This window comes from Saccharibacillus sp. WB 17, from assembly GCF_008634075.2.
Lineage (GTDB): Bacteria > Bacillota > Bacilli > Paenibacillales > Paenibacillaceae > Saccharibacillus > Saccharibacillus brassicae.
Genome location: NZ_VPFK02000040.1, coordinates 31557 through 52782, shown reverse-complemented (window position 1 = coordinate 52782; position 21226 = coordinate 31557). Strand labels below are relative to the sequence as shown.

13 protein-coding genes are annotated in these 21226 nt (G+C 61.9%); 11 read left to right on the top strand and 2 right to left on the bottom strand.

Translation table 11 applies throughout. The features are described 5' to 3' along the window. Positions 1-89 precede the first annotated feature (89 nt). From FTE24_RS18145 to FTE24_RS18135, 3 genes are all read left to right on the top strand, one after another. Positions 90-5567, top strand: coding sequence for a diguanylate cyclase (locus FTE24_RS18145; protein WP_150229403.1), 5478 nt, complete (start codon positions 90-92; stop codon positions 5565-5567). A 469-nt stretch (positions 5568-6036) separates the two neighbouring features. Continuing rightward, positions 6037-8475: a 5-methyltetrahydropteroyltriglutamate--homocysteine S-methyltransferase gene (gene metE / locus FTE24_RS18140; RefSeq protein WP_150229401.1), complete on the top strand. Its 2439-nt coding sequence runs from the start codon at positions 6037-6039 to the stop codon at positions 8473-8475. Further along, positions 8475-10382: a bifunctional homocysteine S-methyltransferase/methylenetetrahydrofolate reductase gene (locus FTE24_RS18135; protein ID WP_150229399.1), complete on the top strand. Its 1908-nt coding sequence runs from the start codon at positions 8475-8477 to the stop codon at positions 10380-10382. Before metE ends, FTE24_RS18135 begins: the two co-directional genes overlap by 1 nt. Before the next feature lie 160 nt (positions 10383-10542). Here the strand turns inward: FTE24_RS18135 and FTE24_RS18130 are convergent, their stop codons facing one another. Beyond that, entirely contained in the window at positions 10543-10947 is a 405-nt protein-coding gene (locus FTE24_RS18130; protein WP_141450137.1) for a CBS domain-containing protein, read from the bottom strand. 210 nt (positions 10948-11157) lie between these two features. On the opposite strand from FTE24_RS18130, the gene FTE24_RS18125 reads away from it, so the two are divergent. Genes FTE24_RS18125 through FTE24_RS18115 form a run of 3 tightly spaced genes read left to right on the top strand, consistent with a single transcriptional unit; the run spans position 11158 to position 12629 of the window. Next, positions 11158-11634 (top strand): hypothetical protein, encoded by a 477-nt coding sequence (locus tag FTE24_RS18125; RefSeq protein ID WP_150229397.1) that lies wholly within the window; start codon positions 11158-11160, stop codon positions 11632-11634. A gap of 30 nt (positions 11635-11664) precedes the next feature. Then, complete coding sequence (locus FTE24_RS18120) at positions 11665-12093, top strand: hypothetical protein (protein ID WP_150229395.1); 429 nt, start codon at positions 11665-11667, stop codon at positions 12091-12093. Beyond that, positions 12090-12629 (top strand): hypothetical protein, encoded by a 540-nt coding sequence (locus FTE24_RS18115; RefSeq protein ID WP_150229393.1) that lies wholly within the window; start codon positions 12090-12092, stop codon positions 12627-12629. The genes FTE24_RS18120 and FTE24_RS18115 overlap by 4 nt, the downstream gene beginning before the upstream one ends. A gap of 95 nt (positions 12630-12724) precedes the next feature. On the opposite strand, the gene FTE24_RS18110 is transcribed toward FTE24_RS18115, so the two are convergent. Further along, a complete protein-coding gene (locus tag FTE24_RS18110; protein ID WP_150229391.1) occupies positions 12725-14359 on the bottom strand; it encodes a PucR family transcriptional regulator in 1635 nt (544 codons plus the stop codon). 171 nt (positions 14360-14530) lie between these two features. Between FTE24_RS18110 and allC the strand changes: the two genes are divergently transcribed. The 5 genes from allC (at position 14531) to FTE24_RS18085 (ending at position 21149) form a co-directional block, all read left to right on the top strand. Next, on the top strand, positions 14531-15775 hold the full coding sequence (allC, locus tag FTE24_RS18105; protein ID WP_150229389.1) for an allantoate deiminase: 1245 nt from the start codon (positions 14531-14533) through the stop codon (positions 15773-15775). 75 nt (positions 15776-15850) lie between these two features. Then, the gene (locus FTE24_RS18100; RefSeq protein ID WP_150229388.1) at positions 15851-17092 is read left to right on the top strand and encodes a pyridoxal-phosphate-dependent aminotransferase family protein; all 1242 of its coding nucleotides are present in this window, start codon (positions 15851-15853) and stop codon (positions 17090-17092) included. Between the two features lie 578 nt (positions 17093-17670). Beyond that, positions 17671-19017, top strand: coding sequence for a uracil/xanthine transporter (locus FTE24_RS18095; protein WP_150229386.1), 1347 nt, complete (start codon positions 17671-17673; stop codon positions 19015-19017). A gap of 3 nt (positions 19018-19020) precedes the next feature. Then, positions 19021-20295, top strand: a complete 1275-nt coding sequence (locus FTE24_RS18090; protein WP_150229384.1) for an amidase — start codon at positions 19021-19023, stop codon at positions 20293-20295. Next, complete coding sequence (locus tag FTE24_RS18085; protein WP_150229382.1) at positions 20292-21149, top strand: fumarylacetoacetate hydrolase family protein; 858 nt, start codon at positions 20292-20294, stop codon at positions 21147-21149. The genes FTE24_RS18090 and FTE24_RS18085 overlap by 4 nt, the downstream gene beginning before the upstream one ends. Positions 21150-21226: the final 77 nt, after the last annotated feature.

The following is a 21226-nucleotide window of genomic DNA, read 5'->3' as shown; positions in this document are numbered from 1 at the left end:
CTGCGGGCGCAGGAGACGCTTCCCACGTCCGGCGTTATCGGATATGCTAGAAGTCAGATGAAATTGTGCGGTTAAAGGTGGAATCGGACATGCAAACAATCGATCATTTCAACATACTAGAGACCTTTTCCGAATACGGCCGCCGGGCGGTCTATCGCGCGGTGAACAACAAGACCGGCGAGACGGTCATTTTGAAAGTGCTGCGGGGCAGCTCGGCCGATTCGCACGAAGTGTTCCGCTTCAAGCGGGAATACCGGCTGCTTGAGCGGCTGAGCGCCGAGGTGGAAGGCGTCATTCGTCCGCTGCGCCTGGAAGAGCGCGGCGGACTGCTGCTGCTGGAGCAGGAAGACGTCGGCGGCTTGTCGCTGGACCGGATCTGGGCCGAAAGCCCGCCCGATCCGGCTTCTTTTCTGCGCGCGATGGCCGGATTTATCGATATTTTGGGCGAAGTGCATGCGCGGGGCGTCCTGCACAAAGACGTCAAGCCGGCCAACCTGATCTGGAACCGGGATACGGATACGCTGCGTCTGATCGATTTCGGCCTGTCGGCCGAGACGACGCCGGGCGAACCGGCTCCGCCGCAGCCCGAACACCCGGAAGGCAGTTTGTCGTATATGTCGCCGGAACAGACGGGGCGGCTGAATCGCGGCCCCGACGCCCGCAGCGATTATTACGCTTTCGGCGTCACGCTGTACGAACTGGCGACCGGAACGAAGCCGTATCCGGAAGAAGAAGCGCCGGAGTATCTGTATTCGCTCATGGCGAAGACGCCCGCCGCGCCGCATGAGGTCGCGCCGCAGGCCGTATCCGGGTCGCTGTCCGGCATCATCATGAAGCTGCTGGCCAAATCGCCGGAAGACCGCTATCAGAGCGCTTACGGCATCAAGGCGGATCTGCTGCGCTGTCTGGCGGGCGAAGAGACATTCGAGCCGGGCGCAAGCGACCGGACAGAGCGCTTCGAGCTGCCGAGCGGTCTGTACGGCAGGCAAAGCGAGCTGCGCCAGGCGGAATCGGCGCTCGGCGCCGCCGTCGGCGCGCCGCCGAGGCTCGTGCTGGTCGCCGGCGAAGCGGGCGCAGGCAAAACGGCGTTCGTGCGCGAGCTGCGGCCCGCCGTCGTCCGCCACAACGGGCGGTTTGCCGAAGGCAAATGCGATCCGTACAACCGCAGCGTTCCGCATGCCGCCGTCGTCGAGGCGTTCCGCGGGCTGATCGTGCGGATGGGCGAAGAACTGGGCGATGCGCTGCCGCAGCATTCGGAGACGGCGCGCAGCCTGCGCCGGGAGCTGGACGGAAGCGGCTCGCTCGTGCTGCGCCTTATTCCCGAACTTGCGGACTGGATCGGTCCCCAGCCGGAACTGCCCGCCCTCGGCCCGGCGGAAGACACGAACCGGTTCTTCATGACGTTCGCCGCATTCGCGCGCGGTCTGCTGGACGGAGGACGTCCGCTGCTGCTGTTCCTCGACGATATGCACCGGGCGGATGCCGCGGAGATGCAGCTGGTCGAGCGGCTGCTGCTCGATCCCGAACTGCGCGGACTGTGCGTCGTCTGCGCCTACCGTTCGGACGAAGCCGAAGCCGGCCATCCGCTGCGGCAGGCGCAGCAGCGGATCGGCGCCCTGCGCGGCGTGACCGAACTTGAACTGGGCGCGCTGCCCGTGGAGGCGCTGGAAGAGATCGTCGCCGACGCGCTGCACGCCGACCGCGAGCGGATCGCTCCGCTGGCCGAGTCGATTCGGCAGCATACGCGCGGCAACGCCCTGTTCGCGCGGGAGATGCTGCGCGAGCTGCATCGGGACAAGCGGCTCGTCTACGAGCCGCTGCAGGGCCGATGGAACTGGGAGGCGCAGGCGATCGCCGCGCTTCCGGTCAGAGGCAGCGTGCTGAGCCTGCTGATGGAGCGGCTGCGCCATCTGTCGCCGGACACGCTCGGCGTGCTTGCGCTCGGCGCGGTGCTGGGGTCGGGCTTCGACCGCGATCGCCTGATCGACCTCGGCGAGAGCGAATCCGGGGTCATCGACCGCGCGCTGGCGGAAGCGCTGGCCGAAGAACTGATCGTGCGCGATCGCGCAGGCGAATCGTTCGGGCGCAGCGCCGGACGGCCGGGCACGGCGGTGCTGCGCCCGGCCGCCGGGGCCGGGCCGGAGGCGCAGCGGTTCCGCTTCCGACACGACCGGATCCAGCAGGCGGCGTACGAACTGCGAACGCCGGAAGAGATCGGCCGCCTGCATCTGCGGATCGGCCGCGCCCTGCTCGACCGGCAAAGCCGGCATGGGCGAATCGCGCCGATCGGCGCGGACGAGCGGCTGGAGACGGCCGCCCATTTGAACGCGGGCCGCGCCTGGATCGAGTCCGAAGCCGAACTCGGCCGGTTGATCCGGCTGAACGTCGAAGCCGCGGCGGCGGCCAAAGCGTCTTACGGTTACGATACCGCGTTGGCGCTGGCGGGCACCGCGCTCGAACTGCTGGGCGAACGCCGCTGGGAGACGGAGCCCGATCTTGCCCGGGGCGTGCTCGCGCTGTATGCCGAATGCGGCTATCTGTGCCGCCGGGTCGCAGAAGCGGATGCCGCCTGCGCGGAACTTGCAGCGCAGGCGCGCGATTCGCTCGAACGGGCGAAGCTGTACGAGATGCAGGCCGGCTATTATTTCTACCTCGGTCTAATGAAGGAATCGATCGAGGCGGGACGCAGCGGCCTGGCGCGGCTCGGCATCCGGCTGCCGGAAAAAGCCGGCATGCCGGCGGTGCTGTCGGAACTTGCCGGCGTCAAGCTGAAGCTTGCGTCCACTTCGGTGCGCAAGCTGGAACAAGGGCCCGAGATGAGCGATCCGCGCGTCAAATTGGCGATGCGGCTGCTGATCGGCATGTTTCCGCCGGCGTTTATCTCCGGCGAGCAGCCGCTGTTCGGGCTGATCGTACTGAAGAAAGCGGGATTGACGCTCAAATACGGCATCGCGCCGGAATCGACGCTTGCTTTTACCGGTTACGCACTGCTGCTGTCGGGCATGGGCGATATTCGCGGAGCGTACGAGTTCGGCAGCCTCGCGCTGCGGATCAACGAGCGTTTCGACGATCTTCAGTCGCGCAGCGCGGCGCAGGTGCTGTTCGCGCTGTTCGCCCGCGTCTGGAAAGAGCCGTGGCGGCAGCTGCCGGACGCGTTCGCCGAAGCGGTGCAATCCGGTCAGCGCTCGGGCAATCTGCTCTATTTGGCGCATGCGTGTTATTACGTCAACTTGTGGAATCCCGATCTTGACCTGAGCGGCCAGATCGAGCAGAGCGGCCGGTATATCGCCCTGATCGAAAACACGGGCCACCGGGAAGCGCTGGCGACGGCGCGGCTGGCACGGCAGCAGTGGCGCGGATTGGCCGGATTGCTTGACGATCCGCTGTCGTTCAATGGACCGGACTTTAGCGAGACCGCTTATCTGGAGCAGCTGGAGCAGGCGAATTACCAGTCGGGTATCGCCATTTACCACGTGTACAAAATGAAGCAGCTGTTCACCGGCGGGCTTTACGGCGAAGCGGCCGACGCTCTGGAGCGGGCCGAAGCCGTTATCGGAGCTTTGGCGGGTTCGGCTTTTATGGAAGAGTTTGCGCTGTACGCGTTCTTGATCTGCGCCTACGCGCCGCCTTCCGCGGACGCTTCCGTACGCCGGCGCAGGCACAATCGGATGCGGCGGGAGTTCCGGCGTTTCCGGGTCTGGCACAAGCATAATCCGGCGAACTTCGCCTGGCATGTCCGGCTGCTTGCCGCGGAGCGGGCGCGCCTGAACGGACGAACCGCGGAAGCGTTCGCGCGATATGACCTGGCGTCCGACGAAGCCGAGCGCAGCGCCCCGGTGCGTTACAAAGCGCTCAGCTTCGAATTGTCCGCCGCGTTCCGTCTGGAACGGGGCCAGAGCGAATACGGGACGTATTTGCGGGGCAAAGCGGTCTATTATTACGCCGTGTGGGGAGCGGAGAGCAAAGTGCGGCAGCTGAACGAGTCCCGCTTGGCGGCCGGCGTCTCCCGGACCCTTGACCGCACGCGTCCCGGCAGCCTGAGCGCTTCGTCGGACAGTCTCGACCTCGACGCGCTGCTGCTCGCTTCGCAGGCGATCTCGCGCGAGATCGAGCTGGATCACCTGCTTCAGGCGCTGATGGAAATCGTGATCAAAAACGCGGGTGCGCAGCGGGGCTGCATCGTGCTGCGGCAGAGTCCGATGATGGTCGAAGGGCGCTACCTGCCGGATCAGGACCGGATTTCGGTGACGGTGCACGGGGAGACGCTGTACGACCGGCTGCCGGAAAAGCTGCTCAAATCGGTCGAAGACAGCGGCAGAACGGTCATTTTGGACGATGCCAGTACCGACGTCAGGCTCGCCGACGATGTGTACATTCGCCAGAACCGGCCGCGTTCGCTCGTCTGCATGCCGCTGATCAACCAGAACAAGACGGTAGCCGTCATCTATTTGGAGAACAATCTGGTCACGGGCGCTTTTACGCAGGAACGGATGAAGATCATCAACCTGCTGTCGCGGGACATGGTCTTTTCGCTCGAAAATGCCAGCTTATATGAAGAACTGGAACAATCCGAAGCCAAATACCGGGAATTGGTAGACAATATGCAGGACGGCATTTTCATGATCCAGAACGGCCGCTTCGTGTACGTCAATCATGCGCTGGCCGAGATGGTCGGCTGCCCGACGGACGAGATGATCGGTGCCCGCTACGACGCTTTTATCCATCCAAGGGACGTCGAGCGGGTAGCCGGCTATTACGAGAACCGCATCGACGGGCGGGAAGCGCCGCAAGAATACGAATCCGCCCTGCTGCACCGCGACGGGTCCCGGGTCATTATGGCAATCAACAAAGTCGTCGGCGTCTCGTACCGGGGGCAGCGGGCGGTGCAGGGAACGGTCAAAGACATTACCGCGCGCAAAAAAGCCGAGCAGGAACTCAAGCGGCACAAAGACCATCTCGAAGAGATCGTGGCCGAACGGACCGAAGCGCTTGAGCGCAACAACGAAGAACTGAACCGTTCGCTCAATCTGATCGAACGTTTGTCGGTGACCGACGAGCTGACGGGGCTGTTCAACCGGCGCCATTTCAACAGCGTGTTTGCCGGCAGTATCGCCCGCGCGAACAACCAGCGTACCCCGCTCGCGTATCTCATGCTCGATATCGATCATTACAAACTGTACAACGATACGTACGGCCATTACGAAGGCGACCGGGTATTGAAGCGGCTGGGCGACGCTATCCGCGAACTTTCGGCGAAACAGGGCGGCCAAAGCTTCGCGTTCCGCCTCGGCGGCGAAGAGTTCGGCATCCTGCTGCCCGGCATGCAGCGGGAAGATGCGTTCGCGTATGCGGAGAAGCTGCGCCTCGCCGTCGCGGAGCTGAACATCGAACACGCCAAAAATCCGCAGGAAGGCATCGTGACCGCGTCGATCGGCGCCGTCTGGATGCGCGGACCGGGATTGGACGAAGAAGAAGCGTACAAAACGGCCGACGAAGCGCTGTACCGGTCCAAACACGGCGGCCGCAACCGGGTAACGCCGGCGGTCCAGGACGGATCTTCCGCCTAGACGGAACACGCCGAACCGGAATCCGGACGCCAGTATGACGTGATCCGCGTGTCGGGCGCAGCGGGACCGGCCGCATAATCGCAAGCGCGACAAGCGCGCAGGCAGGGAACTTTTTTCCCTGCCTGCGCGCTTTTTGCGTGCGGCGCCCCGAAAAGGCTTATGCGCGTTTGCTATAGTAAGCCATAGCCTCAGGATATAGACGAATCCGGGGCCGGATCGGCGCCGGATGCGGCAAAAGCTTCCGAAGCCTTGCCAGGCAAGGGCTAAAGGGCAGACGGCCCGCAGAGGTTGGTTTCTCCGTTATCCGTAATTCCGAGGGCCAAGCATGGAATTTGCCTATAACGCCGTTTGGAGAGCTTCCCCGGGCGATTGACACTTGGCGCTCCTCTGCCTATGATCATACTCAAAGTCCAAGACGAGCCGCCGGAAGGCAGGTTTGTCCCAATAACCGACAGAGAGGAAGATTAATATGAGTCAAGCGAAAAGTTCGAATTTGGGGTATCCGAGAATCGGCGAGAAACGGGAATGGAAAAAACTGCTGGAGGCACACTGGTCCGGCAAGATCGACGCGGCGGAGCTGGAAAGCGAAACGAAAAAACTGCGTCTGAGCTATTTGCAAAAACAGCGCGACCTGCAGGCGGAACTTATTCCGGTCGGCGACTTCTCGCTCTACGACCACGTGCTCGACACGGCGTTCACGTTCGGCCTCGTGCCTCAGCGTTTCACCGGCGGAGCGAACACCGCGGCCCACGACGAGAACTGCAACTGCGCGACCGGCGCGCATGACGAAGAAGCTCCCGCATCGGCGAACGCCGAAGCGAAAGTGTTCGCTCCGGGCGAGAACGGCGCCTACGGCCTCGACGCCTACTTCGCCGTAGCCCGCGGCACCAAAGCGTTCGCCGCTTCGCCGATGACGAAATGGTTCGACACGAACTACCATTATATCGTGCCGGAACTTCAGGGCCTGACGCCTAAGCTGACCGTCAACCGCCCGCTGGCCTTCTATCTGGAAGCCAAAGAAGAGCTGGGCATCGACGGCAAGCCGGTCATTGTCGGCCCGCTGACGCTGCTCAAGCTTGCACGCGGCATCGAAGACGGCCAGTTCGATACGCTGCTGGATCAACTCATTCCGCTGTATGCCCAAGTATTGAAAGAACTGGGCGAAGCCGGCGCGCAGTGGGTACAGATCGACGAGCCGATCCTCGTGCTGGAGACGAGCGACGAAGACATCGCCCGCCTCAACAAAATCTACGCAGCGTTCCGCGCCGCGGCGCCGGGACTGAACATCCTGCTGCAAACGTATTTCGAATCCGTTTCCCGTTACGAAGACATCGTGCAGCTTCCGGTGCAGGCGATCGGCCTCGACTTCGTCCACGACCGCGGCCGCAACCTGGCGGCGCTTGAGCGCCACGGCTTCCCGCAAGACAAGATCCTCGGCGCCGGCGTGATCGACGGCCGCAACATCTGGCGTTCCGACCTGCAGGTGAAGCTGGACCTGCTGCGCCGCATCAAGCAGGCTGCCGGTGCCAAGGAACTGTTCGTACAGCCTTCGTCGAGCCTGCTGCACGTGCCGGTTACGACCCGCAGCGAGCAGGCGCTGGAGAGCAAGATCCGCGACGGCCTGAGCTTCGCCGACGAGAAATTGACCGAGATCGCCGTTCTCGTCAAAGCGTTGAACGAAGGCGCCGAAGCGGTAGCCGCCGAGATCGCCGAGAGCGTCCATGCCGTTGCCGCGCTGAACGCTTCGCCGGAACGCAATGACGAGTCCGTTCGCGACGCGCTGGGCAAGCTGGACGCGCGCCGTCCGGAACGACTGTCCCCGTATGCGGTCCGCCGCGACGTGCAGGCGAAGCACTGGCCGCTGCCGCTGCTGCCGACGACGACGATCGGCAGTCTGCCGCAGACGACGGAAGTGCGCCAAGCCCGCAGCAAGTGGAAAAAAGGCGAATGGAACGAAGAGCAGTACGTGCAGTTCCTGCATGCCGAAACGGAACGCTGGATTCGGATTCAGGAAGAGATCGGCATCGACGTGCTCGTGCACGGCGAATTCGAACGCAACGACATGGTCGAATACTTCGGCGAGCAGCTGGCCGGATTCACCACTTCGGGCTTCGCCTGGGTACAATCGTACGGTTCGCGCTGCGTGAAGCCGCCGATCCTGTACGGAGACGTCAAGCTGCTCAGCCCGATGACCGTTACCGAAAGCGCGTATGCGCAGTCGCTGACCGACAAGCCGGTCAAAGGCATGCTGACAGGTCCGATCACGATCTACAACTGGTCGTTCGTACGCGACGATCTGCCGCGTTCCGTCGTGCAGAACCAGATCGCGCTGGCGCTCCGCTCCGAAGTGAGCGCGCTGGAAGAAGCGGGCATCGGCATGATTCAGGTCGACGAGCCTGCCCTGCGCGAAGGATTGCCGCTCAAGCATGAAGACTGGCAGTCGTACCTGGACGAAGCGGTCTATGCGTTCCGCGCTTCGACGACAAGCGTGCAGGACGAGACGCAGATCCATACCCATATGTGCTACGCCGAATTCGGCGATATTATTCAGGCGATTTCGGACCTCGACGCCGACGTCATCTCGATCGAAGCGGCACGCAGCCACGGCGACCTCGTGACGGCGTTCGAAGACGGCACATACGACAAAGGGATCGGCCTCGGCGTGTTCGATATCCACAGCCCGCGCCTGCCGGAACAATCCGAGATCGAATCGATCGCCCAGCGTGCGCTGGAAGTGCTTGATCCGGCCCAATTCTGGATCAATCCGGACTGCGGCCTCAAGACGCGCCGCGAAGAAGAAGTCATTCCTTCGCTGAAGACGATGGTCGCTTCCGCGGTCGCCCTGCGCGAACAGTTCGCGAAGGCCGGAGCGGCGGGAGGCGCCGGAGCAGCCGGCGGCAACAGCTAATGGGGCTGCTCGACGAACTGCGAACAAGAGTCCTCGTCGCCGACGGCGCGATGGGCACGCTGCTGTACTTGAACGGCATCGACCGCTGTTTCGAAGAGCTGAACCTGACACGGCCCGAGCAGGTGCGCCAGATCCATCAGGCGTATCTCGGCGCAGGCGCCGAAGTGATCCAGACCAATACGTATGCGGCGAACGATCATAAGCTGAAGCGCTATAATCTGGAATACGAGTTGGAAGCGATCAACCGGGCGGGCGCCCGGTTGGCCCGCTCGGCCGCGGAAGGAACCGGCGCTTACGTGCTTGGCACGATCGGCGGCATTCGAAGCACGAAGCCGGGCGAAGTGACGCTCGGCGAGATCAAACGCAGCAACGAACGCCAGATCGAGTCTTTGCTCAGCGAAGGCGTGGACGGCCTGCTGCTGGAGACGTTCTATGATCCGGAAGAACTGCGCTCCACGCTTACGCTGGCGCGCCAGAAGACCGATCTGCCGATCGTCGCGCAGGTCTCGACCCAGGATTCGGGATTTCTGCAGGACGGCAGCACGCTGACCGAGATGTTCGCGATTCTCGAAGGTCTCGGCGCGGACGTCGTCGGCCTGAACTGCCGGCTCGGCCCGTTCCATATGACCCGCTACCTGAAGCAGGTTCCGCTGCCCAAGCACGCGTTCCTGTCGGCGTATCCGAACGCCGGCCTGCCGGAGTACAACGAAGGACGGCTGCGCTATCGTTCGGGCGCCGACTACTTCGGCCGCAGTGCGCTGGAACTGCGCGGCGAAGGCGTCCGCCTGATCGGCGGCTGCTGCGGCACGACGCCGGAGCATGTCGCGGCGATGGTGGAAGCGGTCAAAGGCGCGGCTCCGATCACCGAGAAGACGACGGAACGGTCCGACGATGCCGAGCCTGTGCCGTTCGGACGGATCGAAGTCCGGGAAAAAGCCGAACAGCTGTCCGCTGCGCAGGAAGGTCCGCCTGCCGAGATTCCGTTCCATGCAGCGGCTGCCGCCAAAGACCATTCGGTCATCGTCGAACTTGATCCGCCGCGCACGCTGCGCACGGACGGCTTCTTCAAAGGCGTGCAGGCGCTCAAGGAAGCGGGCATCGACGCGCTGACGCTGGCGGACAATTCGCTGGCCAGTCCGCGTATCGCGAACGAGTCGCTCGCTTCGGTCGTCAAAGAGAAGTACGGCGTCAAGCCGCTCGTCCACGTCGCCTGCCGCGACCGGAACATGATCGGCCTGCAGTCGCATCTGATGGGCCTGGCCGCTTCGGGCATCAACCAGATGATCGCGATTACCGGCGATCCGTCCAAAGTCGGCGACGTGCCGGGCGCGACTTCGGTCTACGATTACAATTCGTTCGACCTGATCAAGCTGTGCAAGCAGTTCAACGAAGGCCGTCTGCCGTCGGGCCGTTCGCTCGGCCTGCGGGCCAACTTCTCCGTCGGCGCGGCGTTCGATCCGAACGGGCGCCATCTCGAAAAAGGCGTGCAGCGCCTGGAGAAGAAAATCGCGGCCGGTGCCGATTATTTCATGACGCAGCCGGTCTACGACGAGCGCCGGATCGAGGAGCTGTACCACGCGACGAAGCATATCAAGCAGCAGATCTTTATCGGCGTCATGCCGCTGATCAGCTCGCAAAATGCGGCTTTTCTGCACAACGAAGTGCCGGGCATCCGCCTGACGGACGAGATTCTCGCCCGCATGCAGCGGCATGAACACGACAAGGAAGCCGCGATGCAGGAAGGAATGGCGATCTCGCGCTCGCTGATCGACGCGATTCTGGAATACTTCGGCGGCGTCTATATTATGACTCCGTTTCTGCGTTACGAGCAGTCGGCGGAACTGACGCGGTACGTGCACGAAGCCGCGGGCAAGCGGGCGCTGATCCAGTCCCGGCCGGCCCGGTAAGCGGGACTTCCCGGCTCGGCTGACGGCATCCGCAGCGCAGTAAAATGCAGCAAAAAAGCTTTCCGAACCGTTTGCCGAGGCAGACGGACGGAAAGCTTTTTTGTGCGGGAACAGAGGCAGAACGCGGACCGGACGAACCCGGGTGACGACTCCGCCGAACCTAGTCCATAATCCCGTCGTTATAATAATTAATGATGTCGCGGCGCCGGATAATGCCGAGGAAGATGCCGTCGTGGTCGGTGACCGGAACGAAGTTCTGATCGGCCGCGAGCGTGAGCATGTCTTCCATGTCCGCGTCGATGACGACCGATTCGTTGTGCCGGTACAGCTTGATGCTGCTCAGCGGCACTTCAGCCATCGTCGACAGGTCGAAATTGAACGTGTGCTTGAGTTTCCACAGCAGATCGCCTTCGGACAGCGTGCCGACGTAGCGACCCTGCTCGTCGATGATCGGGACCGCGGAGTAATGATTTTCTTCCAGCAGATCCATCGCTTCCATCATCGTGGCGGAAGAGGGGATATACTTGACTTTGTCTTTGGACAGCAGAAAGCGTGAAACTTCCATGTATGTATACACTCCTTAACCGTCGAATTTCCCTGACTTGTATCTCTCTCTATTAAAACATAGTTGAAGGTTTTTTTGAACGGTTGGCGGGTTATACGACAAAAGCGTAACTATTTAAGGGCCGGGACCGTCTTTTTAAAAAGAGCTTTCCCTCAGGCCTAGGCGAGCGGGAGAGCATTTGACCATTTTTTCGAAAAGGCGGCGGTGTCAATGTCCCAATTATCGGTATTGAGTGTGCATAAGCAGCAGCGGACCGGTTTCCCTTGTACGTTCGAGTACGGGGATTTCCGGATCGACGGGAAACGGTTGTACGACGAGGTGCTGCGGCAGTATCCGCATATGGACGATATCGGCTGCCTCGGATTCGGGCCGGAGACGTTCCAGCGCGAGCAGATCGGGAAACTGCTGCTGCTCGAAAACGCCGATTTTCCCGACGGCCGGCGTGCGCTGTATCTATGTCCGGCGTGCGGGGATCTCGGCTGCGGAGCGGTATTGCTGCGGATCGAACGCCGGGATTCGCAGTTCGTCTGGCACGAGTTCGGACTGCAAAGCGCCGGGGATACAACAGGGACGTTGACGCCCCTGCCCGGTATCGGTCCGTTTTATTTCGACGCGGACGCCTACGGGCGTACCGTCCGTTCCGCTTACGGGCTGGGCGGTTTTCACTGGCCTACGCCAAGACCTTAACAAAAAGACTAACGATTCGGGAGTGAATTTATGCAGAGGCTCAACATACGCCATATTCCTCGCCGCCATCTTGCGGCTGCGCTGCTGATCGGTACGATTACGGCCTTGGTCACGATCTCGTGGATCCGGCACGAGCCGGTCGTGTACGCGAAGACCGAACAACCGCATCGGTCTTCTCTTCCGGCCGGCGCGGCCGGGCTTATTCGCGGCGGGGTCGATAACGAGCTGCTGACGTTCGAGGACAAAGGCTGGACGTACGCCTATTATCGTCGTCCGCACGGTTCGTACGAAGTCGTACAGATTGAAGTGACCGATTCGGACACGCATTATACGGTGCAGACCACGGTCGAACCGGCGAGTGACGAGGCGTGGGTCGATACGGAGTGTCTGATCCGTTTCCGGGCCGAGCCGGGCAAAGAAATCCGCATCGGGGAAACGGAGGTGTATGGGGAATCGTGAAACCGAGAAATATACTGCTTGCCCTGCTGATCGTCGGCGCCGTCGCCGCAGCGATAGGGTTCGTGTACGGACCGAGACCGGTCGATCTGGACGTGCAGGGCGTCAAATACCGGTTGGGCGCAGATGCCGCCGACGAAGCAAAGCTTGTACGGGTGAAGATTCAAGGCGACGTTTGGCGCAGTTGGCGCGGGACGCCTCGCTTCGAAGGGACGATCGAAGTGGAAGGCGAAGTGCCGGAAGTGCCCGCAGCGCGCAAAAAAGTCGAAGTCGGACTCGGCGGCAGCGCCGTCGACCGGCTGATCGTATACGATTATTTTGACAATGAAGGTCTGCACACCGTCACGTACGGCAGCTTGTATGCGTCTTCGGATATGCGGCAGGTGTCGATTCAGGTGTTCGAAGAAGGCGGCGGGGGACAAGGATGGAACAGCGGTTCCGGCTTGATGGTCACCGCTCCGGCGGAGAAGCGGCAGCAGGCGCTGGAGATTGCAAACCTTTTGATGCGGGAAGAACTGGAAGGCGAGTCGTTACGATGACACATCCGGCAGACCGCGCGCAAAAAGATCGTTTTCCCGCTAAACGGGCGAACGATCTTTTTGCGCTTATATGGACATCTGCCTTACAACCGCGCTCAACCTTCCGACAATCCGGCTGCCGGCAGCAGCGCCTTGATTCGGAACGCCATGCGCAGACGCAGCGTTTCTTCCGGGTCTTTCAGGCTGCGGCCGATGATCTCTTCGCATTTTTCCAGCCGGTAGATGACCGTATTGCGATGGATGTACAGCCGTTTGGCCGTCTCCGCAAGCTGGCAGTGCGTCTCCAGGTAGACGGACAGCGTCTGCAGCAGCATCTGATGGTCTTTGAGCGTCTCGTCGGTGAAGCCCTGCATCGTATCGGCATAAAATTTGCGCAGATGTTCGTACGGGATCATGCGCAAAATTTCGGGGACTTCTTTGGGCTGGTACAGCTCGATGAACCTCGATTTGCCGGCCATGCCGCCGAAATAAAGCGCTTCGTTCGCTTCTTTGTAAGAGACGGGCATATGGACGAGCGGCTGGGCGTAGCTGCTGAAGCCGAACGACAGCTCCGACGCGTCGTGCGCGGCGATCCGCTGCTGCAGCCGTTCCAGCAGGGCGACGAAGGAAGGCTCGACGATTTTCCATTCTTCCGCAAGCGGCATAAGCAGCACGTAGGCCCGGTCATGGGTGAACAGATGGATCGGATAGCGAAAATGGGTCAGTTCGGCTTCGAGACGTTCCGCGATCCGGTCCTGCTCGGATTTGTACTGCATGAACGAAGTCGTTTTGTCCGCGCCGCCGAGCTTGCCGACCGCGCACACGTAACGCTGGTCGCCGGACAGTCCGAACTCGCGTCCGCGGCTTGCGATCTCTTCGCTGCCCGAGAAGGCTCCTCCGATAAAGTTGGCGAAAAACTCGTTCTGGATCCGGCGGCGGTTCTGCTTGAGCGCGTTGTCTTTCATCAGTTCGAACGCGATGACGTTGGCCGCCTGCTCGATCGTCAAAATGCCGGAGCGTTCGGCCGGGGAAAAGGTGCCGGGGATGCACAAATAATGCAGCTGTTTGTGCGTGTAGACCGGGAACAGCGTAAGCGTCTCGCGGCTGCCGTCCAGCAGGGAAAAAGCGGAGAAAATTGAAGGCGCCGCATGGAACCGGCTTCCGCCGGCGAGCAGCGCTTCGAGTCTGCCTGCGGTGGACGGGTCCTGAAAGCGGCCGAACATCGGCTGCATATACGGGCCGAGCAGCAGGACAGGCAGCCGCAGCAGCGCGGACAGCTGATCGAGCAGCTTCGGAATACCTTGTCCGCTCATGATCTGCTGGGTGAACTGCCGGTGCGTCTGCATGGCGTTATGCAGTTCCGTCGTACGCACGTCGAGGATATGGCTCAGCGACTTGTTGACGATGTCGCCGAGCGAAGGCTCGGGCGGAAGTTCCAGCAGCGGCAGATGCAGCTCGTCCGCAAGCGCCGCCGCCGAAGCGGGGATGCTGCCGAGATACCGCTTGCTTTTGATGCCGAGCGCGGCGCATTCCTGCTGACCCATCTCGCGGATCAGTTCGAGCAGCGCCGGCAGGTCGTCCTTGAAATGGAACGCCGTGGTGACGAGCAGCTCGTTTTTTTTCAAATAAGGAATAATGTCGGGAGCATCCATCATGTTGACGGTCAAGACTTCCCGGTTCAGCCCTTTTTCTCCCGCCGCGATGGCAGTTCCGTCAAATACAGGCAGCTGTAACAGCTCATCCAATCTCATTTTACGGCGCTCCTTTGGTTAACATGTCCAATGAAATCTATAATTCTTCTACACTTCCGTGAATGCTTTCGACGTTGTTTTATTCTACAATGGATGAAACGGCTTTGCCAAGTTAATTAAACTAACACCGGTTGAAAAGCTTGTACGGCCGGAACGGGGGGAATTGCAGGGATGATTGAACAACCGAAGCTGTCCGCCTTGTCCGGGCAGGTCGAGAATCTGATCGAATGGCTGGCTTCGTACGGCGCTTCCGAAGCGGGCGGCGTGACCCGCCTGCTGTACGATCCATCCTGGCGCTCCGCGCAGCGGGCGATCGAAAGCAGGATGGCCGAGATCGGCCTGCTGCCGCGGTACGACGACGCCGGCAACCTGTTCGGCCGGATGGCCGGCCGGGACCCGGAAGCGCGCGTCGTGCTGACCGGTTCGCATGTGGACACGGTGACGGGCGGCGGCAAATACGACGGCGCTTACGGCATCGTCGCCGCGCTGATCGCGGCGGAGTATCTGCTTGCGCATTACGGTTCGCCGCTCAAGCCGATCGAAGTCGTCTCGCTGTGCGAGGAAGAAGGAAGCCGCTTCCCGATGACGTACTGGGGGTCGGGCCGGATTACCGGCGTCAAGTCGCGCGAAGAGACGGCCGGGCTGGCCGACGCGAACGGCGTGACGTTCGATCGGGCGATGCGCGAAGCCGGCTTCGGCTTCGGTCGGCATCCGGCGCCCGAACGCAGCGATCTGGAGTGCTTTATCGAGCTGCATATCGAGCAGGGCCAGATTCTCGAACGCGAAGGGCAGTCGATCGGCATCGTCAGCCATATCGTCGGCCAGCGCCGCTACGACATTACCGTCACCGGCGAAAGCAATCATGCCGGCACGACGCCGATGCGCTGGCGCCGGGACGCGATGTCCACCGCGGCGGCACTTATCTCCGTGCTGATGAACCGGGCGAACGAAGACGGGGCGGGACTCGTCGCGACGGTCGGCCGGATGGAGGTCAAACCGAACGTCGGCAACGTGATCGCGCGGGAAGTGACGTTCAGCCTCGACGTGCGCCACGGCGACGCGGCGGTCATCCGTGCTTTTTGCGAAGACAGCTTCCGCGAATTTGACACCATCGCGGCGGAGCACGGGACAAGCGTTGCGATCCGCAACTGGATGGACGAACCGCCGGTCGCGATGGACGAAGGGTTGGGCTCGGCCGCGGAACACATCCTGCGCACGGCAGGCATCCCGTACCGGCATATGACGAGCGGAGCGGGACACGATTCGCAGGTGTTCGGCACGTTCTGCCCGACGGCGCTGCTGTTCGTGCCGAGCCGCGGAGGTCTCAGCCATTCGCCGGCCGAATTTACGGAGACGGAAGATCTGGAACGCGGCGTGAAGCTGCTGATCGACCTGCTGCACAAGTTGGCGTATTGAACGACACAAAAGATATAAACGACATGAACGACATATCGAAAGCCAGGGAACGATAATCGAGGAGGGCGACAGCCGATGACGACGTACCGGGAAATTCAAGCACCTTTGAGAACGATTATGACGCCGGGGCCGGTCGAAGCCGATCCGCGCGTGCTGCGCGCGATGACGACGCCGATCCTGGGTCAGTTCGATCCGGCGTTTACGCAGATCATGAACGAGACGATGGATATGCTGCGGCAGACGTTCCAGACGAACAACCAATGGGCGTTTCCGGTCGACGGCACTTCCCGTTCGGGCATCGAAGCGGTCTTGTGCAGCCTGATCGAACCGGGCGACAAAGTGCTCGTGCCGATCTTCGGCCGGTTCGGCCATCTGTTGACCGAAATTGCCGAGCGCAGCGGCGCGGAAGTCCATCTGATGGAATGTACGTGGGGCGAAGTGTTCGACCAACAGGCGGTCATCGACGAAGTGAAGCGGGTGCAGCCGAAAATACTGGCGATCGTGCACGGGGAGACGTCGACAGGCTGCATGCAGCCGCTGGACGCCATCGGTCCGGCCTGCCGCGAACTCGGCGTGTTGACCGTGGTCGACGCCGTCGCTTCGATCGGCGGCGCGCCGGTCAAAGTGGACGAATGGCAGCTGGACGCGGTCATCGGCGGCACGCAGAAGTGTATCTCCGTTCCGTCCGGCATGGCGCCGGTGACGTATAACGAGCGAGTGGAACGGATTTTGCAGAGCCGCAAAAAAGTCGAGCGCGGCGTCGCCCAAGCCGGCGACCGCCGGGAAGTGGCACATCCGATCCGCAGCAATTATTTTGACCTCAGCCAGCTGCAGGATTATTGGGGACCGCGCCGCCTGAACCATCATACGGAAGCGACGTCGATGCTGTACGCGCTGCGCGAAGGGCTGCGTCTTATTTTGGAAGAAGGGCTGGAAGCGCGCTTCGAACGCCATCGGCTGCATGAACGGGCGCTGATGGCCGGCCTGCGCGGCATGGGGCTGACGCTGTTCAACGACGTGGCCTGGAAGCTGCCGGTCGTCACGTGCATCCGTATTCCCGAAGGCGTCGACGGCGAATCGGTACGCGGCATGCTGCTGAATCAATTCGGCATCGAAATCGCCAGCTCGTTCGGTCCGCTGCACGGCCAGATCTGGCGGATCGGCACGATGGGCTACAGCTGCCGCCAGGAGAACGTACTGTTCGTACTGGCCGCGCTGGAAGCCGTATTGATCCGCCACAAAGCGCCGATTACGATCGGGCGCGGGGTGCAGGAAGCGTTGGATGTGTATGAGGGAGTGGCGGCGTCGGTGGTCTAGTGGGGTGGAGGGTGGGGACGGGAGCGGGGCTCCGGGGGAATTCGTTTCGGTCGCTTCCTGCCTTTGAGAAATTTGATTATATTTAAATGGTGATTTCTCAAAGACAGAGGCGAACGCTTTAGCGTATGCTTCCGATGTGACTTTCTTCGAAAGTCTTTATCCTACACGAGTTCCCCCTCCGCCCCCCGACCATCCGCGCTTGGAGTGGGGTAAGGGAAAAGGGCAAGAGCAAGAGCGAGAATAAAGATTAAGGCAACTAGGTTTTAAAAAAAGATAAGAGCAACCACAGATATAAAAAAACAGATATAAAAGAAAAATAAAAAACAAAAGGATTGCGGATTTTTGGGGTCATGGTTGTTAAAGGAAGTTCGATTCAGTGCGAAGCGAAAAGGCGGAGAAGGGAATTCAGTGTAGTAAAGCCTTTCGAAGAAAGGCACTTCGGAAGCATACACTAACGAATTTCTCTCGCAGCCTAGGAGTTTCCGTAACGAATAGGACTTTATTAAACAACCAAGGATTCCGGAATTCTCCGGAATCCTTTTGCGTAACACAAGCAAAAGAGGGACGGAAGGTGAATCATGCGGCATCAAATCGCGCTGCGGTCGGGGCTGGCGGGACTGCAGTGGTTGTTTTTCCTGTTTACGAACACGGTCGTCATTCCGATTACCGTAGGGGCGGCGTTCGGGCTGCCGCAGGAGAGGATTCAATTTCTGATCCAATGTTCGTTCGTGCTGACAGGAATGGCCTGCGCGGCGCAGGCGTGGCTCGGGCATCGGCGATCGGTGATGGAAGGGCAGTCGGGGCTGTGGTGGGGCGTGATCCTGAGCCTGTGCGCCGCGGCGCCGTCGCTCGGCCTCTCGCTGCCGCAGCTGGGCGGAAGTCTGGCGGTCGGGATCCTGATCTCGGGCGTGCTCACGATACTGATCGGTGTGTGCGGACTGGCGGCGCCGCTGTCGCGTCTGTTCACGCCGGGCGTGATGGCGGTGTTCATGTTTTTGCTCGGCTGCCGGTTGAACACCATTTTTCTCGAAGGCATGCTTGGCATTTCGGCGGGGGCCGACTCGGATTCGGCGCTGATCCGGCCGGGCATTTTCGGACTGGCGGCAGCCGTTGCGCTGTTTGTCGCGGTGCTGTCGGTCAAAGCCCGGCCGGCGATCGCGCAGTATGCCCTGCTGATCGGCATCGTGGGCGGCTGGGCGCTGCACAGGCTGATTTTCGGCGCGGAAACGCAGGCGGCCGGCCGTCTGGAGTGGGGCTGGTTTCCGCTCGGGCAGCCGACCGGCGGACTGGATGTCGGCGTGATCGGCATCGCGGTCATCGCGGGACTGATCAACGCGTCGAACACGTTCGGCGCTTTAAAAGGCACGGATGAGATTTACGAACAAGAAGCGGGCAGCAGGCAGTATCGGCGTTCGTTTACGATCAGCGGAATTTTGGCCGTTCTGTCGGGACTGCTCGGGCTGGTGCCTTACGCGCCTTACGTCTCGTCCGTCGGATTTTTGCTCCAGACCCGTATTCGCGACCGGCTTCCGTTCGTGCTCGGCGGGCTGCTGTTTGCCGGTATCGGGCTTGTTCCGGCGGTCAGCGGCATGCTGACGACTCTTCCGCTGAGCGTCGGCAGCGCCGTGCTGCTCGTGACGTATTTGCGGCTGCTCGGTTCGTCGCTGACGTATTTCGGCCAGATCCGGATGGATACGGCCAATATTTACCGGACGGCGGCGCCGCTGTTTGTCGGCTTGATCCTGATGGGCATGCCGGCGTCGTATTTCGCTTCACTGCCGCCGCTGCTGCGCCCGCTGCTCGGCAACGGGCTGCTGGTCGGCATCATGCTGGCGCTGCTGCTGGACCGGATGCGCTCACGCACGCGGGAACCGGAACAGTCGGACACGAATACCGCAGGGGAAGCCAACACCAAGGAGGAATAAGAGATGAGCGAAGCGGGAAAAAGACTCGAACATCAAGCGGAAGAGGCTGCCAAGCCGGTATCTACGTTCAATCGGAGCGAAAAAGAACATTACGGCGCGTTCGTCGACCGGCATGTCGAACTTGCGCCTACCGGAAGCGGACCGCTGGACGGCCTGACTTTCGCGGTCAAAGACGTATTCGATATTCAGGGCGTCATAAGCGGAGCCGGCAATCCGGATTGGCTGCGTACGCATGCACCGTCCGCGCGGACAGCTCCGGCGCTTGAACAGCTGCTCGCCGCGGGCGCCCGACTTCAAGGCACGACGCACACCGACGAGCTGATGTACAGCCTCAACGGCGAAAATGCCCATTATGGCACGCCGGTCAATCCGGCCGCGCCGGATCGGATTCCCGGCGGGTCTTCAAGCGGTTCAGCCGTCGCGGCGGCGGCCGGCCGGGTCGATTTTGCCGTCGGCACGGACACGGGCGGATCGGTCCGCATCCCTTCGGCCTACTGCGGCCTGTACGGGTTTCGGCCGACGCACGGCGCAGTCTCCGCGGAAGGCGTCATTGCGCTGGCGCCAAGCTTCGATACGGTCGGCTGGATGAGCCGCGACGTCTCGGTTCTGCGCCGGGTCGGGCAGACGCTGCTCGGCGACAACGAGGCGCGCAGCGGCGAAGCGCAGCCGTTTGTCCGCTTTTTTGCCGCGGACGAAGCTTGGGCGCTGCCGGAAGAGTCCGATCGCGCGCTGCTGCGGCAGAAGCTTCACGCTGTCGAAGACCGGACAGGCCGCGTCAGCGGAGTTCCGCTGACAGCCGAAGGGGAATCGCTGGCCGACTGGTCGGCCGCTTTTCGCGTGCTGCAAGGCTTGGAGATTTGGAAGCGGCACGGGGCGTGGATCGAGCGCGAACGGCCGGCGTTCGGCCCCGGCATCGCGGAGCGCTTTGCATGGACATCCACATTGCATGCAGCCGACGCCGGCGCGGAAGCCGAACTGCGCCGCCGCGTGCGCCTCGGGTTGATCTCGCTGCTTGGCGAGGACGGGCTGCTGGTCGTGCCGACCGCGCCGGGTCCCGCGCCGCGGCTCGGTCTGCGGGGCCCGGAAGCGGAAGCGTACCGGGCCAAGACGATGCAGCTGCCCTGCATTGCGGGCCTGGCCGGCCTGCCGCAGGTGACCGTTCCGGTGCTGCGCGCAGACGGGCTGCCGATCGGACTGTCGTGGATCGGAGGGCCGGGTACCGATCTGCGGCTGCTGGACTGGGTCGCCGGAATTTTCGGCGAGGAGGTGCGGCCGTGAGACTGGCGACGATCCACTACGAAGGACGGGAACAAGCCGCCCTGATCGCCGACAGCGGACTGGTTCCGCTCGGGGTCGTGAACGAGCGGGAAGGCACGGACTGGGATACGGAACTGTGGCCGCTGCTGCAAGCGGGCGGGCTGGATGCGCTGCGATCCTGGTACGACGGGGGCGGAGCGCGGCGGCTTGCGGCGCTGCCGGGACTTGCCGAGCACAAAGTGACATACGGGCCGCTGTACCGCCGGCCGGGCAAGATGATCGGGATCGGCATGAATTATCTGGCCAAAGCGATCGAGCTGTCCGGGCGTCCGCCCGAAGACGAACCGGTCGTGTTTCTCAAGCCGGACACGTCGCTGATCGGGCCGGGCGCATACATCGAATGGCCCGCGGGTATCGGGCAGGTGACCGCGGAAGCGGAGCTTGCGATCGTGATCGGCCGGCGCTGCCGCTCGGTCGGCTACGCGGAAGCGTTAGATTACGCGGCCGGCTACGCGTCGTCGCTCGACATGACGGCCAAAGACGTGCATGCGCGCAATCCGCGCTTTATGCAGCGATCCAAAAGCTACGATACGTTTACAGCCCTGGGCGCTTCGCTCGTCACGCCCGACGAATATGCCGATCTGAACGCGCTTGAAGTCGTCACGCGGCTCAACGGCGAACCGGCGCATCGCGGCACGGTCGGACAGATGATTTTTTCGCCCGCTTATCTGATCTCCTTCTTGTCCGGTATCATGACGTTGAATCCCGGGGACGTGATCTTGACCGGAACGCCCGGTTCGGTCGTGATTGCTCCCGGAGACGTGGCGGAGTGCAGCATCTTCAAGCAGGTGAGCCTGCGCAATCCGGTCCGGTAAAGGCTGCTAAAGGTCGGCAAGCGTTGCTCTTTTCCGATCAATAGAACGCTTACACCCTAACGTCACACTTCGTGTGA

Bases quoted from the DNA above. Each gene is read 5' to 3' on its own strand.
- FTE24_RS18145 (WP_150229403.1), top strand. From the start codon at position 90: ATGCAAACAATCGATCATTTCAACATACTAGAGACCTTTTCCGAATAC.
- FTE24_RS18120 (WP_150229395.1), top strand. From the start codon at position 11,665: ATGCAGAGGCTCAACATACGCCATATTCCTCGCCGCCATCTTGCGGCT.
- FTE24_RS18090 (WP_150229384.1), top strand. From the start codon at position 19,021: ATGAGCGAAGCGGGAAAAAGACTCGAACATCAAGCGGAAGAGGCTGCC.
- FTE24_RS18135 (WP_150229399.1), top strand. From the start codon at position 8,475: ATGGGGCTGCTCGACGAACTGCGAACAAGAGTCCTCGTCGCCGACGGC.
- allC (WP_150229389.1), top strand. From the start codon at position 14,531: ATGATTGAACAACCGAAGCTGTCCGCCTTGTCCGGGCAGGTCGAGAAT.
- FTE24_RS18095 (WP_150229386.1), top strand. From the start codon at position 17,671: ATGCGGCATCAAATCGCGCTGCGGTCGGGGCTGGCGGGACTGCAGTGG.
- FTE24_RS18130 (WP_141450137.1), bottom strand. From the start codon at position 10,947: ATGGAAGTTTCACGCTTTCTGCTGTCCAAAGACAAAGTCAAGTATATC.
- metE (WP_150229401.1), top strand. From the start codon at position 6,037: ATGAGTCAAGCGAAAAGTTCGAATTTGGGGTATCCGAGAATCGGCGAG.
- FTE24_RS18125 (WP_150229397.1), top strand. From the start codon at position 11,158: ATGTCCCAATTATCGGTATTGAGTGTGCATAAGCAGCAGCGGACCGGT.
- FTE24_RS18100 (WP_150229388.1), top strand. From the start codon at position 15,851: ATGACGACGTACCGGGAAATTCAAGCACCTTTGAGAACGATTATGACG.
- FTE24_RS18110 (WP_150229391.1), bottom strand. From the start codon at position 14,359: ATGAGATTGGATGAGCTGTTACAGCTGCCTGTATTTGACGGAACTGCC.